This window comes from Luteibacter yeojuensis (genome assembly GCF_011742875.1).
GTDB lineage: Bacteria > Pseudomonadota > Gammaproteobacteria > Xanthomonadales > Rhodanobacteraceae > Luteibacter > Luteibacter yeojuensis.
On the sequence record NZ_JAAQTL010000001.1, the window covers coordinates 1180991 to 1196350 of the forward strand.

16 protein-coding genes are annotated in these 15360 nt (G+C 68.3%); 7 read left to right on the plus strand and 9 right to left on the minus strand.

Annotated elements, in window-relative coordinates:
* Window positions 1-150 precede the first annotated feature (150 nt).
* Window positions 151-861: a YdcF family protein gene (locus HBF32_RS05195; protein ID WP_166698645.1), complete on the plus strand. Its 711-nt coding sequence runs from the start codon at window positions 151-153 to the stop codon at window positions 859-861.
* 18 nt (window positions 862-879) lie between these two features.
* On the opposite strand, the gene HBF32_RS05200 is transcribed toward HBF32_RS05195, so the two are convergent.
* Both HBF32_RS05200 and ispG read right to left on the minus strand, forming a co-directional pair.
* Window positions 880-1194, minus strand: coding sequence for an outer membrane protein assembly factor BamE (locus tag HBF32_RS05200; protein WP_166698646.1), 315 nt, complete (start codon window positions 1192-1194; stop codon window positions 880-882).
* A 221-nt stretch (window positions 1195-1415) separates the two neighbouring features.
* A complete protein-coding gene (gene ispG, locus HBF32_RS05205) occupies window positions 1416-2675 on the minus strand; it encodes a flavodoxin-dependent (E)-4-hydroxy-3-methylbut-2-enyl-diphosphate synthase (RefSeq protein ID WP_166698648.1) in 1260 nt (419 codons plus the stop codon).
* A gap of 135 nt (window positions 2676-2810) precedes the next feature.
* Here ispG and HBF32_RS05210 point away from each other — a divergent pair, with 135 nt between their 5' ends.
* A complete protein-coding gene (locus HBF32_RS05210; protein ID WP_166698649.1) occupies window positions 2811-4277 on the plus strand; it encodes a phospholipase D-like domain-containing protein in 1467 nt (488 codons plus the stop codon).
* A 10-nt stretch (window positions 4278-4287) separates the two neighbouring features.
* On the opposite strand, the gene HBF32_RS05215 is transcribed toward HBF32_RS05210, so the two are convergent.
* The 3 genes from HBF32_RS05215 to HBF32_RS05225 are packed head-to-tail and all read right to left on the minus strand — an operon-like array spanning window position 4288 to window position 6667.
* A complete protein-coding gene (locus tag HBF32_RS05215; protein ID WP_166698650.1) occupies window positions 4288-4581 on the minus strand; it encodes a DUF6587 family protein in 294 nt (97 codons plus the stop codon).
* Window positions 4578-6425: a ferrous iron transport protein B gene (feoB, locus tag HBF32_RS05220; protein WP_166698651.1), complete on the minus strand. Its 1848-nt coding sequence runs from the start codon at window positions 6423-6425 to the stop codon at window positions 4578-4580. The genes HBF32_RS05215 and feoB overlap by 4 nt, the downstream gene beginning before the upstream one ends.
* Window positions 6422-6667 (minus strand): FeoA domain-containing protein, encoded by a 246-nt coding sequence (locus HBF32_RS05225; protein ID WP_166698652.1) that lies wholly within the window; start codon window positions 6665-6667, stop codon window positions 6422-6424. Before HBF32_RS05225 ends, feoB begins: the two co-directional genes overlap by 4 nt.
* Before the next feature lie 107 nt (window positions 6668-6774).
* Between HBF32_RS05225 and HBF32_RS05230 the strand changes: the two genes are divergently transcribed.
* Window positions 6775-7560, plus strand: a complete 786-nt coding sequence (locus HBF32_RS05230; protein ID WP_166698653.1) for an enoyl-CoA hydratase-related protein — start codon at window positions 6775-6777, stop codon at window positions 7558-7560.
* Window positions 7548-8957: a D-alanyl-D-alanine carboxypeptidase/D-alanyl-D-alanine endopeptidase gene (gene dacB, locus HBF32_RS05235; RefSeq protein WP_166698654.1), complete on the plus strand. Its 1410-nt coding sequence runs from the start codon at window positions 7548-7550 to the stop codon at window positions 8955-8957. The genes HBF32_RS05230 and dacB overlap by 13 nt, the downstream gene beginning before the upstream one ends.
* A 9-nt stretch (window positions 8958-8966) precedes the next feature.
* Here the strand turns inward: dacB and HBF32_RS05240 are convergent, their stop codons facing one another.
* A complete protein-coding gene (locus HBF32_RS05240; protein ID WP_166698655.1) occupies window positions 8967-9449 on the minus strand; it encodes a glutathione peroxidase in 483 nt (160 codons plus the stop codon).
* An 83-nt stretch (window positions 9450-9532) separates the two neighbouring features.
* Here HBF32_RS05240 and HBF32_RS05245 point away from each other — a divergent pair, with 83 nt between their 5' ends.
* The 3 genes from HBF32_RS05245 (at window position 9533) to HBF32_RS05255 (ending at window position 12098) form a co-directional block, all read left to right on the plus strand.
* Window positions 9533-10537, plus strand: coding sequence for an ATP-binding cassette domain-containing protein (locus HBF32_RS05245; protein ID WP_166698656.1), 1005 nt, complete (start codon window positions 9533-9535; stop codon window positions 10535-10537).
* The gene (locus tag HBF32_RS05250) at window positions 10534-11208 is read left to right on the plus strand and encodes a methionine ABC transporter permease (protein ID WP_166698657.1); all 675 of its coding nucleotides are present in this window, start codon (window positions 10534-10536) and stop codon (window positions 11206-11208) included. The genes HBF32_RS05245 and HBF32_RS05250 overlap by 4 nt, the downstream gene beginning before the upstream one ends.
* 77 nt (window positions 11209-11285) lie before the next feature.
* A complete protein-coding gene (locus tag HBF32_RS05255; RefSeq protein WP_166698658.1) occupies window positions 11286-12098 on the plus strand; it encodes a MetQ/NlpA family ABC transporter substrate-binding protein in 813 nt (270 codons plus the stop codon).
* A gap of 55 nt (window positions 12099-12153) precedes the next feature.
* Here the strand turns inward: HBF32_RS05255 and lpxK are convergent, their stop codons facing one another.
* The 3 genes from lpxK to HBF32_RS05270 are packed head-to-tail and all read right to left on the minus strand — an operon-like array spanning window position 12154 to window position 15360.
* Complete coding sequence (gene lpxK / locus HBF32_RS05260) at window positions 12154-13155, minus strand: tetraacyldisaccharide 4'-kinase (RefSeq protein ID WP_166698659.1); 1002 nt, start codon at window positions 13153-13155, stop codon at window positions 12154-12156.
* A 4-nt stretch (window positions 13156-13159) separates the two neighbouring features.
* Window positions 13160-14935 (minus strand): lipid A export permease/ATP-binding protein MsbA, encoded by a 1776-nt coding sequence (gene msbA / locus HBF32_RS05265; protein WP_166698660.1) that lies wholly within the window; start codon window positions 14933-14935, stop codon window positions 13160-13162.
* Window positions 14932-15360: an ExbD/TolR family protein gene (locus HBF32_RS05270; RefSeq protein ID WP_166698661.1), complete on the minus strand. Its 429-nt coding sequence runs from the start codon at window positions 15358-15360 to the stop codon at window positions 14932-14934. The genes msbA and HBF32_RS05270 overlap by 4 nt, the downstream gene beginning before the upstream one ends.

Consider the following 15360-nt stretch of genomic DNA (forward strand, 5'->3'; position numbering starts at 1 on the left):
GTACCTGCCCCCGTGTCTTCGTCGAGCGGTATCGTCATTTCAATGACGCTCCCGCGTCCATTCGACAGCCCGCCTATGCCATTCGACCGACGGTGTTCCGACCGGCTTTGCGCGATGCTTCCGACGGGCGTCGCTTGCGGGTAGAAGGCTTTGATCGAGGTCATGGACATGGCGGCGCGCCTCACCCATCCGGCGGTGCAGGCCTTGCTGCTCGGCATCGTCTCCCTCGTCCTGGTCGTCCGCCGGCGCCCCATGGCCGCGGCATGGTCCGGCGCCGTCGCGCTGGCCTGGCTCTGGGTCGCATCCACGCCGGCGGTAGCGCTGGCGTTGCGCGACACCCTGGCGGCACCCGCCCCGGATCATCCCGCCCGTGCCGATGCCATCGTCGTCCTCGGCGGCGAAACCCTTCCCCGGATCGACTGGTCGCAACCGACCACGCGTGCCGGCAAGGGCCTCGCCTTATGGCGCGACGGCTACGCACCCCTGTTGCTGGTGTCGGGCAGGGACCAGGCGCGCACCTTGGCCGAAGGCTACGCGGCGGCGGGGGTGCCCATGCAGGATCTGCGCGTGGACGGAAGCAGCCGGAACACGCACGAGAACGCGCGCAACTCGGCGACCCTCCTCGCTGCGAGCGGAGCATCCGACATCCTGCTGGTGACCTCGGCGATCCACATGCGCCGCGCCGCGGCATCGTTCCGGAAGGAAGGAGTGAACGTATCGCCGGTGCCCGCGTCCGACGCGCATGCCGTGTTGCTCCTGGCACCCCGCTGGCTACCCCGGCGCGACGCCCTGACCCTCACCGCACGGTGCCTTCGGGAACGCCTAGCCCTTTGGGTCTATCACTTACGCGGCTGGGCCTGATCCATAACGCCCGATCCCCTAGGGATCGTCGGTTTCGATCTGCAGCGACGTCTTGCCGTCCCGGCGGATCAGGCCGGGCCCGAACTGCACCACCCTGTCGTCTTTCAACACGACGGTGTAATCCTTGTGCGAGAACGAAAAGCGGCCCGGCCGCCGGTCGAGCCAACTCAGCACCTCATAGCCGATGATGCTGCGATCGGAATCGGGGCGACCGAGACGCTCGATGACTTCGCTGCGCGACGTGCCCACGTCGAGCCTGGCGATCTTCGCCGCCATGCCCTGACATCCGGCGAGCCCGGTCACGACAGCCGCCACGACGATCGCTCGTTTCATCCTCACTCACCCCTCGAACGGGACTGCATCCGTCCGATGGTAGCGCACCGCCGCAAAACCGTGCGAACCGCAGGTGTTGTGGCTAACGGGTGGTGGAGGCCGGTGGCGGCCGCATCGGCTTCTGCCCCACCGGCTTTCCGCGCGTATCCAGGGGATCGGCCGCGACCGGGGTGACCGGGGCGACCTGCGCCACGGCGCATGGCGCGGCAAGGGCGCAAGCTTCAGTCGCCGCGGGCGGCGTAACGGGTTTCCACGTAGTTGTCGAGGATCGCGACGAACTCCTCCGCGATGTTCTCGCCGCGCAGCGTCATCGCCTTCTCGCCGTCGATGAACACGGGTGCCGAAGGCGCTTCGCCATTACCCGGCAGCGAGATGCCGATGTTGGCGTGCCGCGACTCGCCCGGCCCGTTCACCACGCAGCCCATCACGGCCAGGGTGAGGTTCTCCACTCCGTCGTATTTCACGCGCCACAGCGGCATCTTCTCCCGCACATGGCCCTGCACCGTCTTCGCCAGCTCCTGGAAGAACTCGCTGGTGGTACGGCCGCAGCCCGGGCAGGCCGTGACCAGCGGCGTGAAGGCGCGCAGGCCCATGGTCTGGAGCAGTTCCTGTGCGACGATGACTTCGGTCGTGCGCGACTGGCCCGGTTCCGGCGTGAGCGAGATGCGGATGGTGTCGCCGATGCCTTCCTGCAGCAGCACGGCCAGGGCGGCGCTGGAGGCCGCGATGCCCTTGGAGCCCATGCCCGCCTCGGTAAGGCCGAGGTGCAGCGCGTAATCGCCGCGGCGCGCGAGGTCGCGGTAGACGGCAATGAGTTCCTGCACGCCGGAGACCTTGCACGACAGGATGATGCGGTCGCGCGGCAGGCCGAGGTCTTCCGCGCGCGCCGCGGAATCCAGCGCCGAACGGATCAACGCCTCGCGTGCCACGTGGCTGGCGTCCCAGGGATCGGCGCGATGGGCGTTCTCGTCCATCAGGGTCGCGACCATGGACTGGTCGAGCGATCCCCAGTTGGCGCCGATGCGCACGGGCTTTCCGTAGCGGATCGCCATCTCGATGATCGAGGCGAACTGGGCATCCTTCTTCTTGCCGAAGCCGACGTTACCCGGGTTGATGCGATATTTCGCCAGCGCCTCGGCACACGCGGGCTCGCCTTCGAGGAGCTGGTGGCCGTTGTAGTGGAAATCGCCGATGAGCGGCACCGACACGCCCATCATGTCCAGGCGCTCGCGGATGCGTGGAACCGCGGCGGCGGCGGCTGGCGTATTCACCGTGATGCGCACCATCTCGGAACCTGCCCGCGCCAGCTCGGCCACCTGCTTCGCGGTGGAGGCCGGATCCTCGGTATCGGTGTTCGTCATCGACTGGACGACGATGGGCGCACCCCCGCCGACCTGGACGCGGTCGATCAGGACACCCGTGCTGGGGCGGCGTGCGCCGGCTTCCGCGGGACGCGGGCGGCTGGAGAGGTCTTCGGTCATAGCTGGCTATTTTACCGCATCTCTATCTGCGAGCCGCTATTGAGGCGAGGGGACGGTGCCTCACCGCTTCACGGCTCCGTCGGCTCCTCGTCGGCATAGCGGCTCCCGCACCACGGCTCCGATACACTCGGGAATATGAACGTCCGCCACCGCACCACCGGGTTTTCCAACCGCCTGTTCGCCGAGCAGGCACTGAGCCGCAGCGCCGGCGCGCCCCTGATCGGCGGAAACGCCGTGGAACTGCTGATCGACGCCCAGGCGCATTTCGACGCATGGCTCGCGGCCATCGCCTCCGCCCGGCGTCACGTGTTCCTCGAGAATTACATCGTCCGCGACGACGCGATCGGGCAGGCCTTCCGCGATGCCCTCGTGGAACGGGCGAAGGCCGGCGTGTTCGTCGCGGTCATCGCGGACTGGGCAGGCTGCCTGGGCCAGTCCCGTTCCTCGTTCTGGAATCCCTTGCGCCAGGCCGGCGGGCAGGTCCGCATCTACAACCCGCCGACACTCGGCAGCTCGTTCGGCTGGGTGAGCCGGGACCACCGCAAGGTACTGGTGGTGGATGGCGAGGTGGGTTTCCTGTCCGGCGTCTGCATCAGCGAGAAATGGCTCGGCGACCCTGGGCGCGACGTTCCGCCCTGGCGCGATACCGGCGTGACGTTGCGCGGGCCCGCCGTCGCGGAGATCGAGCACGCGTTCGCCGACAGTTGGCGTGAAAGTGGCGCCCCCCTGGCCGAGGACGAACGGCTATCGCCGCCGGTCGAGCTACGCGAGGCCGGCGATGTCTCCTTGCGCGTGATCGCCACGCATCCCAGCACGGCGGGCATGTACCGCCTCGACCAGATGGTCGCCGCGATGGCCACGCAGACGCTATGGCTCACCGACGCCTATTTCGTCGGCGTGGCGCCGTACGTGCAGGCGCTGTCCGCGGCGGCGCGCGACGGCGTGGACGTGCGCCTGCTGGTGCCGGGCACCAGCGACATTCCCATGGTGGCGAGCATGTCGCGCTCCGGCTACCGCCCCCTGCTGAAGGCGGGTATCCGCGTCTTCGAATGGAATGGCTCGATGCTGCATGCGAAGACGGCCGTGGCCGACGGACGTTGGGCGCGCGTGGGCTCCTCCAACCTGAACATCGCCAGCTGGCTCAGCAACCGCGAGATCGACGTGGCCATCGAGGATGCCCGCTTCGCGGGCCAGCTCGCCGCGCAGTATGAAAAAGACCTGGAGAACGCGACCGAGATCCTGCTTCGCGGACGGCATCCGCGGTCGGGCAAGGACCGCATGCGCAGCCGCTCGCCCCGCCCGCCCCGGCCCCGTGGGACCGGAGGGAGTTCGAGCCGTGCGGCGGCGGGTGCCTTGCGCATCGCCAACACCGTGGGCGCCGCCATCACCCAGCACCGCGTGCTGGGAGAGACGGAAACCGGGCCGGTGCTCGCCGGCGCGGCGACGTCGCTCGCACTGACCGTGCTGGCGATCCTGTGGCCGGCGGTCATCGCGTGGCCGCTGGCACTGATCGGCGCGTGGTTCACGGTCAACCTGGCGGTGAGCTGGTGGACCCTGCGCGCACGACGCACGCGCCGCGCCGACGACGACCCGGCGCCATAGGCCGGCCCGCTCAGCTGCGCGGTTTGAAATGCAGCGGCTGGGCTTCGGTAGGCGGCGGTGCCGCCGGGCCGCAGCTGTTGCACGAACCGCAGCCGTCGCCGCAGCTGCCCGTCGCGGCCGCGGGCTGGAAGCGGCGACCGAGGAAACGCACGACGCCGGGGCGGCCCTCGCGGTTCAGGCGGGCCGACACGCGTGCCATCCACCGCGTCGAGGTCTTCGGCAGCAGCTTGCGGAAAGCCACGCAGGCGCTCGCCGCGACGGCGACAGCGACGATCGCGCCCTGCACAAGTTCGAACGTCGTCATGAGAGTGCCCTCGCGATCTGGTACGTCGCCAACGAGGCAAGGTAGGCGAGGCTGAACAGGTAACCCGCCGCGATGGCGACGTTCTTCCACGAATTGGTTTCGCGGCGGATCACGGCGAGCGTGGACATGCACTGCGGTGCGAACACGTACCAGGCCAGCAACGAAAGCGCGGTGGCCAGCGTCCACTGGTGGGCGATCACCGGCCCCAGTTGCGAGGCAAGCGCATCGTCGCTGCCGGACATGGCGTAGACCGTGCCCAGCGCGGCCACCGCCACTTCGCGCGCGGCGAGGCCGGGCACGAGCGCCACGCAGATCTGCCAGTTGAAGCCGATCGGCGAGAACACGTATTCGAGCAGGCGGCCGAGACGCCCCGCGATGCTGTAATCGATGGCGGGTTCCGTGGCACCTGGCGGCGGCCCCGGGAAGCTGGAAAGGAACCAAAGCAGCACGGTGAGCGCGAGGATGATGCCGCCCACGCGCTTCAGGAAGATCACCGCCCTCTCCCACAGGCCGAGCGCGATGTCGCGGACGTTCGGCAGCCGGTATGACGGCAGCTCCATGATGAGCGCGTGCTCGCTCTTGTCCTTGCGCAGCCGCTTCATCACGAAGGCGACACCCAGCGCGCTGAAGATGCCCGCGAAGTAGAGCGTGAAGAGGACGATGCCCTGCAGGTTGAACACGCCCCACACACTGCGGCTCGGGATGAACGCGGCGATGAGCAGCGTGTAGACCGGCAGGCGCGCCGAACAGGTCATCAGCGGGGCGACGAGGATCGTGGTGAGGCGGTCGCGCGGATCCTGGATGCTGCGGGTGGCCATGATGCCGGGAATGGCGCAGGCGAAGCTCGACAGCAGCGGAATGAAGGCACGGCCGGTAAGGCCCACGCGGAACATCATGCGGTCGAGCAGGAAGGCCGCGCGCGGCAGGTAGCCCGATTCCTCGAGCACGAGGATGAAGAGGAACAGGATCAGGATCTGCGGCAGGAACACCAGCACCGCGCCGAGGCCGGCGAACACGCCGTCGTTGAGCAGGCTGTGCAGCGCGCTGCCCTCGGGCAGGAAACCCGTGACGAACGTACCGAGCGCGGCGATGCCGGCCTCGATGCCGTCCATCACCGGCTGCGCCCAGGAGAACACGGCCTGGAAGATGAAGAACATGAGCGTGGCGAGGATCGCCAGGCCGAAGACGGGATGCAGTGCCCAGCGGTCGATGGCGTCGTCGATGGCGACCGTGTCGCGCGGCAACGTGACGGTGTCCGCGAGAATCGCGCGCACCTCGGCGTGCAGCGCCTCGACACCGGCCTCGTCGATCGGCGCCGGCACGATGTCCGGCACGCTCGCGTCGATGCGCTCGATCAGCGCCTTCGCGCCGCCGCGACGCACGGCGATCGTTTCGACCACCGGCACGCCAAGGCGCTGCGACAACCGGGCGACGTCGATGACGATGCCGCGTCGGCGTGCCGCGTCCATCATGTTCAGCGCGAGCACCACCGGGCGGCCGAGGCGGCGCACTTCGAGCACGAAGCGCAGGTGCAGGCGCAGGTTGGTGGCGTCGGCGACGCAGACGATGAGGTCGGGTGCGGCTTCGCCCGGGTAGCGCCCGCGGCAGACATCGCGGGTGATCGCCTCGTCCGGACTGGTGGCGTCGAAGCTGTATGCTCCCGGAAGATCGAGGACGTGCAGCGTGCGGCCGGAGGGCGCGAGGAAACGCCCCTCCTTGCGCTCCACCGTCACGCCGGCGTAGTTGGCCACTTTCTGACGGCCGCCGGTGAGCTGGTTGAACAGCGCCGTCTTGCCGCAATTGGGATTGCCGACGAGGGCGATCCGCATCGGGACGGCGCTCATGCCGCACCGCCCACGGATACTTCCACGCGGGCCGCCTCGGTCTTGCGCAAGGCGAAGCGCGTGGCGCCGATCTGGATCAGCAGTGGATCGCCGCCGAGGGGGCCGCGGGCCACCAGCCTCACCGGCTCGCCAGCCACGAAGCCCAGGTCGCGCAGGCGTTGCGCGATCGGGTCGGCGGGATGGGCATCGGTGACGGACTGGACCACGGCTTGGGCACCTTTCGGCGCGTCTGAGAGGCGCACAGGGGTTACTCAAATAAGAACTGTTCGCATTATATGCCTTTACCGGGAGGGCTGCATCCCATGCTCCAGCCCTTATGATCGGCGGCTTCCCCCCCAGGAGTTCCGCCATGTCAGCCGTCGAATTGGTCCGCAAGGGTGTCGTCGCCCACCTGGTCATGAACCGCCCGGAGGTGCACAACGCGTTCGACGACGGCCTGATCGCGGACCTGACGGTCGCCCTCGCGGAAGTCGAGGCCGACGACGGCGTGCGAGCGGTCGTGCTGACCGGCGCGGGCGCCAGCTTCTCGGCCGGCGCCGATCTGCGCTGGATGCGCGGCATGGCGAAGGCCTCCGAGGACGAGAACCGCGAGGATTCGCTGCGCCTCGCCACCCTGATGCGCCGTCTGCAATTTCTTGCGAAGCCCACCGTCGCCCGGGTGAACGGGGCTGCCTTCGGCGGCGGCGTGGGACTGGTGGCCTGCTGCGACATCGCCGTCGCGGCCGAAGGGGCGAAATTTGCCTTGTCCGAGGTGAAGTTGGGACTCGTTCCGGCAGTGATTTCTCCTTACGTGGTCGCGGCCATCGGCCTGCGCCATGCGCGCCGGCTGTTCCTCACCGGCGAGGTGTTCGACACGAATGCGGCCTTGGGCATGGGCCTGGTCCATGAAGCGGTCGCGGCCGGGGAACTCGACGCGGCGGTCGAACGCGTGCTCGGGCTGCTGGCCAAGGGAGGGCCCGTCGCCCAGGACGAAGCGAAGCGGCTGGCCCTCGGCATGGGCGGCATGACACTGACGGACATGGCGCATGTCGACGCGGAGAACGCCGCGCTGATCGCACGCCTCCGCGTGTCGCCGGAAGGCCAGGACGGCCTCTCCGCCTTCCTCGACAAGGGCCAGCCTTCATGGCTCGCCTGATATGCCTCGTCGCGGGATTGCTGCTGGCGAGCATCGCCAATGGCCGGACGCTTGCCCAACGCATCGACGACCACCTCGCCGAGCCGCGGTTCGCCGCGGCCTCGTGGGGCGTTTCCGTGGTTTCCCTGGACGATGGCCGCACCGTCTACGCGCATGATGCCGGCCGCCTGCTCCTTCCCGCATCGACGGCCAAGCTCTATACCGCGGCCTTCGCCCTGGACCGGCTAGGTGCCGACTACCGCACGCACACCGACGTCCTGATGAGCGGCGAACTGCGCAAGGGACGGCTGCGTGGCGACCTGGTCCTTCGCGGCGGCGGCGACCCGACGCTCGCGGGAAGCGCATGGGCCGACCGGCTCGCCGCCACCGTGCGCGATCGCGGCATCCGGCGTGTCGACGGTGCCGTCGTCGGCGACGACACCGTGTTCGCGGGTCCGCCCATCGGCAACGGCTGGGAGGCCTCCGACCTGCAGGCGTATTACGGCGCACAGGCCGGTGGTCTCGACATCGACGAGAACACGATGACGGCCACCGTATCGGCCGGCGGCGTCGCCGTGCAGCCTGAGGATGCGGCCGTCGCCATCGCACTCGATCCGGCGACGCCCTTCGAGGTCTACCGCGCTCCCGGCACCGCCACCGTGCACGTGCTCGGCGCGGACGGCGAGCGCTTGCCGTCGCGAACCTCCCGCCTTTCCCTTCCCGATCCCGCCCTCACCGCCGCTCGCCGGCTGCGCGCGGCGCTCGAAAGCCAGGGCGTCCGTGTGGATGGCGAAGCGCGGAGCGTGCTGTGGCCGGTGACGGCACCGGAGGGCGAAACGATCGCCTCCTGGCCTTCGCCGCCGCTCGCAACGATCCTGCGCGAAGGCCTGAAGCGCTCGCAGAACCTGTACCTGCAGAGCGTGTTCCTGCTGAGCGCTCCCGCCCCGAACGACCAGCGCGGCGGCTCGGCCGAAGATCGCGCCTCGGCGGCGTTGGCGGCATGGCTGGCCGCGCGCGGCATCGGGCCCACGTCCACCACGATGGTGGAAGGTACCGGCCTGTCCCGCCACGACCTCACCACCGCGGCCTCGCTCACCCACCTGCTGGCAACCATGGACGCTTCGCCGCTCGCCGCACTGTGGCGCGGCCTGCTTCCCGTCGCCGGCGTCGACGGCACGCTGGCGAACCGCATGCGCGATACCGCCGCGCAAGGCAATGTCGTCGCCAAGACGGGCAGCATGAGCTTCGTCAACGCGCTGGCGGGTTATGTGACGACGAAGGACGGGCAACGCCTGGCCTTCGCGATCGTCCTCAACAACTATCGCGCACCGCAACGCAGCGCGGAGCCGGTGAAGCCGGTCTCGGCGGAAGTGGATGCCATCGCGGTGATGCTCGCGGAAACGACCGAACGGCTGTGACGCCCGCGCTCAGCCCAGGACCGCCGGCAAATCCTTCCCGATCTTCTCCGGCGTATCGGTCGGCGCGTAGCGTTCGACGACCTGCCCGTCGCGGCCGACGAGGAACTTCGTAAAGTTCCACTTGATGCCCCCGGTGCCGAGCAGACCTTTCTTCTCGGCCTTCAGCCAGCGGTACAGCGGATGCGCGCCGTCGCCGTTGACCTCGATCTTCGAGAACATGGGAAAGCTCACGCCGTAGTTGAGCGAACAGAAGTTGCGGATCTCGTCCTCGTTGCCCGGCTCCTGGTGGCCGAACTGGTCGCATGGGAATCCGAGGACCTCGAAGCCACGGTCGCGCCAGGCCTTGTGGAGCGCCTCCAGGCCTTCGTACTGCGGGGTGAATCCGCACTTCGAGGCCACGTTCACGACAAGCAGGGCCTTGCCGCGGAATTCGGCCAGCGAGCGTTCGTTGCCGTCGATGTCGCGGGCGGAGAAGTCGTAGATGCTGGCCATGCGTCGCGTCCTTCGTGTGGGTGGCGGCCAGTCTACCCCTCTTGGGCTAAGATGGCCGTCTTTCCGGCCGAGAGCCCACGCCCGTGATCCGTTTCGCCGCCGCGTCCAAGTCCTACATCGTGGACGGCGCGCTCGTTCCCGCCCTGCATCCGGTCGATCTCGACATCGAGCAGGGCGAAGTGTTCGGCATCATCGGCCATTCCGGTGCCGGCAAATCGACCCTGCTGCGCCTCGTCAACCTGCTGGAGCGGCCAACCGCGGGCAAGGTGTTCATCGACGGACGCGACGTCACCGATGCGCAGGGTGCCGATCTGCGCCGCCTGCGTTCCGGCATCGGCATGATCTTCCAGCACTTCAACCTGCTCGCTTCGCGCACGGCGGCCGACAACGTCGCCTTCCCGTTGCGTCTGCAAGGTGGCATGGACGAAAGCGGCATCGCCGCACGGGTGAACGAACTCCTCGCCCTGGTCGGCCTTGCCCAACATGCGCGCAAATATCCGGCGCAACTCTCCGGCGGCCAGAAGCAGCGCGTCGGCATCGCCCGTGCGCTCGCCAGCCATCCCTCCATTCTGCTCTGCGACGAAGCGACCAGCGCCCTCGACCCGCAGACGACGGCTTCCGTCCTGGAACTGCTCGCCGACATCAACCGCCGCCTCGGCCTCACCATCGTCCTCATCACCCACGAGATGGATGTGATCCGCCGTGTCTGCGACCGCGTGGCCGTGCTGGATGCCGGTCGCGTGGTGGAACTCGGCACGGTGGCCGATGTGTTCCTTCACCCGCGGCATCCGACCACGCGGCGCTTCGTGGCCGAGGCCGACCATCGCGAAGGGCGCGGCCCGGAGTTTCCCGGCGTCGACGGCACGCTCTACCGCCTTTCCTTCCGCGGCGACGCGACGTATTCGCCGTTGCTGTCGCGCGTGGTGCGCGACACGGGCGTGGAATACAACCTCCTGTCCGGCCGCGTCGACCGGATCAAGGACACGCCTTACGGACAACTGACCCTGGCCATGCGCGGCGAACGCCTCGACGACGCGCTCGCGCAGATCCGCGCCGCCGGTGTCGACATCGAGGAAGTGACCCGATGAGCCCCCTGCACTCCCTGTTCCCGAATATCGACTGGCCGGAGATCGCGCAGGCCTGCCTCGACACGCTGCTGATGCTCGGCGGCTCGCTGCTCTTCACCATCGTCATCGGCCTGCCGCTGGGCGTGTGGCTGTTCCTCAGCGCGCGCGGCCAGTTGCATGCGAAGCCGAAGCTCTATGCCGTGCTGTCCTTCGTCGTGAACGTCCTGCGCTCCATCCCGTTCATCATCCTGATGATCCTGCTGATTCCCCTGACCCAGGCGATCACCGGCGTGAGCATCGGCATCCGCGGCGCCATCGTGCCGCTGGTGATCGGCGCGGCGCCGTTCTTCGCGCGGCTCGTGGAGACCGCCTTGCGCGAGGTCGACCGCGGCGTCATCGAGGCAAGCCAGGCCATGGGCGCCACGACGGCGCAGATCGTGGCGCGCGTGCTGTTGCCCGAGGCCCGCGCGGGCCTGATCGCCAGCAGCACCGTCACCGCCGTCGCCCTCGTCGGATACACGGCCATGGGTGGCATCGTGGGTGCGGGCGGCCTCGGCGCCCTCGCCTACCAGTACGGTTACAACGGCTACAAGCCCGACTACATGCTGGTGACCGTGGCGCTGCTCGTGCTGCTGGTGCAGGCCTTGCAGTCGGTGGGCGATCGTCTTGTCGCCCGCTATAGCCGACGCTGAACGGCCGTCCGGACGTCTTTGCATCCGGCGGTATGGACGTCTATGCTGTCGCACCGCAACATAGCGATGGACGCCCCATGAAGAAGTACCTGCTGCCCCTCCTCTCCGCCCTTGCCCTGCTGGCGGCGGGCTGTTCCGGTGGCCAGGACAACGGCAGGGACGCGGATGGCGAAGCGACGCTCACGGTCGCCGCCACGCCGGTGCCACATACGGAAATCCTCAAGGAGATCAAGCCCCTGCTCGCAAAGCAGGGCGTGAAGCTCGAGATCCGCGTGTTCACCGACTATGTGCAGCCGAACATGCAGGTGGCACAGAAGCAGCTCGACGCGAATTTCTTCCAGACCGGGCCCTACCTCGACGCCTTCAACAAGGAACGCGGCACCGACCTGGTCAAGGTGGTGGGCGTGCACATCGAGCCGTTCGGCGCGTATTCGCGCAAGTACACCTCGATCGACCAGCTTCCCGACGGGGCCAATGTCGTCATCCCCAACGACCCGAGCAACGGCAGCCGCGCCCTGCTCCTGCTCGCGCAGCACCGCCTGATCGCCCTCGCGGCCCCGGACGATCGCCTGGCCACGCTGAAGGACATCGTCGCCAATCCGAAGCACCTCAAGTTCCGCGAACTCGAGGCCGCCATGCTGCCACGCGTGCTGGGCGAAGTGGACCTCGCGCTCATCAACACCAACTACGCACTGGCCGCCAAGCTCAATCCGGTAAAGGATGCCTTGCTGATCGAAGACAAGGAATCGCCGTACGTGAACTTCCTCGTCGCGCGCCCGGACAACAAGGACGACCCGCGCGTGCAGAAGCTCGCCGCGGCGCTGACCTCGCCCGAGGTCAAGGCGTTCATCGAGAAGACTTACGGCGGAGCGGTGCAGCCGGCGTTCTGACCGGTCCTCGTTCCTGCGAAGGCAGGAACCCATCGACTCGTTCGTGCCTAGAGGCTCAAGTCACCGGGCCCCTGCCTTCGCAGGGACGACGGACTCGGGCCGCCACGGCGTCGTAGAACGACTCCGGCAATACCGCTCGCACGGGCACGCGCCACCAGTTCGGGCGTGCGAAGGCGCGGCATTTCACCGCGTCCTTGTCGGTCATCAGCACAGGGCATCCATCCGCGAAGACGAAGTCGTCGCGGGTGAAGGCATGGTGGTCCGCAAAGGGATGCCCATGCACCGCGATGCCCTGCTCCACGAGGCTGGCGAAGAAGCGCGCCGGATGGCCGATACCCGCGACCGCATGCACCGGACGGCCGGCAAAGTCGGACAGCGGCATCGCCAGGGACGGTTCGTGCATGTTCACGGCGAGGCCGCCTTCCAGGCGCATCGTCACTTCGTGCCCGACGGGCGCGCCGCCGTTGACGACGACGAAATCGACGTCGTCCAGGCGGCCGGCAGGCTCGCGCAACGGGCCCGCCGGAAGCAGGTGCCCATTGCCCAGGCGGCGCTCGCCGTCGATGACGCAGATTTCGACGTCGCGTCCCAAACGGTAGTGCTGCAGACCGTCGTCGGCGAGGACGAGGTCGCAGCCGGCATCGATGAGCAGGCGTGCCGCCTCCGGGCGTTCGCGGCCAATCGCCACCGGTACGCCGCTCTGCCGGATAAGACTGGGTTCGTCGCCCACCCTGGCCGGATCGTCGTCACCCCTCAACAGGTACGGGCCACGCTCGCTCCCGCCGTAGCCGCGGCTGACGACGCCGGGCGCAAAGCCACGCGCGGTCATGGCCTGGGCAAGCGCGACGATCAGGGGGGTCTTCCCCGTGCCGCCGACGGTGATGTTGCCGACCACCACGACGGGCACCGGCAGGCGTACCACGGCGGACGGATCGTCCCGGAAGCGCCTTGCGCGGCGCCCCGAGACATGGCGGTAGAGCGATTCCAGCGGGCGCGTCCACCAGGGCGGCGACCCGCCGCCATACCAACGCCGTTGCAAGGAGGCGCCCAGGGCCACGCGCTCAGCCCGCCGCGGCCTGCTCGTGGAACTGCATGCGATGCAGCGCCGCGTACTGGCCGCCCATGTCGAGCAACTCGCGGTGCGTGCCGAGTTCGATGATCCTGCCCTGCTCCATCACGGCGATCTGGTCGGCATGCTCGATGGTGGAGAGACGGTGCGCGATCACCAGCGTGGTGCGGTCGCGCATCAGGCGGGTGAGGGCGTCCTGGATGAGTCGTTCGGACTCGGTGTCGAGGGCGCTGGTTGCCTCGTCCAGCACGAGCACCGGCGCGTTCTTCAGGATGGCCCTGGCGATGGCGAGACGCTGGCGCTGGCCGCCCGACAGCGAGTTGCCGCCCTGGCCGATGCGCGTGTTCAGGCCTTCCGGCAGGCGCTCGATGAATTCCATCGCGTTGGCCGCCTGCGCCGCGGCGACGATCTCGGCCTCGGACGCACCGGCCATTTCGCCATAGGCGATATTGGCGGCGACGGTATCGTCGAAGAGCACCACGTGCTGCCCCACCCAGGCGATCTGCCTGCGCAGGGAGGCCAACGTGTATTGCGCGTAGTCGCGACCGTCGATGAGGATGCGCCCTTCGGTCGGCTCGTAGAAGCGCGGCAGCAGGCTTACCAGGCTCGACTTGCCGCTACCGGAACGGCCGACCAGCGCGGTGACCGTACCCGGCGCGCAGACGAGGTCGACACCGCGCAAGGCGACATGCGCGTTGCGCTCGTAAACCAGCCGCACGTTCTCGAAACGGATGTCGCCCCTGGTACGGCCGAACTCTTCCGTACCGTGGTCGACTTCCGGCGGCTCGTCGATGATCGCGAAGAGGTCTTCCGCCGCGCTCACCCCCTTCTGCAGGTTCGACTGGATGCCCGCGAGGCGCTTCAACGACGGCAGCATGCCGCCCATCGCCGTCAGCACCGCGGTGAACACGCCGGGGGTGATCGTCTCGATGACGCCGGGGCGCGTACCCAGGAAGACCAGCACGGCGAGCGCCATCGCGCCCACCGTCTGGATCGTCGCACTGGAGGCCGCGCTGGTCGCCGATACCTTGAGGTTCAACCGGCGCTGGCGGTCGGCGATCTCGTGGAAGCGGGCGCCCTCGTAGGCCTGGCCGCCATAGATGCGCACTTCGCGATTGGCGGCCACGGCCTCCTCGACGGCGCTTGTGACGGTACCCATGTTGCCCTGGATACGCTTGCTGATCTTGCGGTAACGGCGGCTGATCACCGTGACGATCACGACGACGCAGGGCACCAGCACGAGCAAGGCCATCGCAAGGTACGCGCTCTGGTAGAGCATGACGGTCAGCAAGCCGACGACAGTGAGGCTTTCGGTGACGGCCACCTTGAGCGAGTCCGACGACGCCGCCGCCACCTGCTCGCTGGTGTAGGTGATGCGCGAGATCTGCTGGCCCGAGGGCTCCTTCGCGAAGAAGGTCGACGGCAGGCGGAGGTATGCCGCGAACACGTCGATGCGGATGGCCTGGACGACGTTGCGTCCGACGTAGGCGATGCCGTAGTCGGTGCAGTACGAAGCGATGCCGCGCACGGCGAAGATGCCGATGATCCAGATCGGCATCCAGAAGATCGTGTGCGGATCGCGCGCGATGAACAGGTTGTCGATCAACGGCTGCAACAGGTTGGTGAACAGCGACAGGCAGGCGGGATCGATGATCATGCCGATGATCGCGATGATGCCCGCCGTGCGGAACCGTTTCGTGTAGCCGAGCAGGCGCTTGTAGGTGCGCCAGGTGCGTATGTCCCAGACCGTGACTTTCTGCGTGCTCACTTGCCCACCGCCGCCTCGGTCGGCGTGGTGGCGATCGAAAGACGGGTGAAGCCCAGCTGGCCCAGCGCGTCCATGGCGCGCACCACGTTCTGGTGCGGCGTCATGGCGTCGGCGCGGATCACGACGATACGGCCGCGGTCGGGACCGGCGACGCGCTCGATCGCGGACTTCAGCGGATCGATGCCCTCGCCCTGCACCTCGTCGCTGCCCACGGCATAGTGGCCGTCGCGATCGACGACGACGGTGAGCGCGTTGTCCGTCGCCTCGCGTGCCTCGCTGTCCGCCTTCGGCAGGTTGACCTTGAGGCGCGAGTGCTCGATGAAGGTGGTGCTGAGCACGAAGAACATCAGCAGCGTAAGCAGGACGTCGATCAGCGAGATCACGTTGATCTCGAAGTCGTCCTCGCGACGGGAACCGATGCGCAT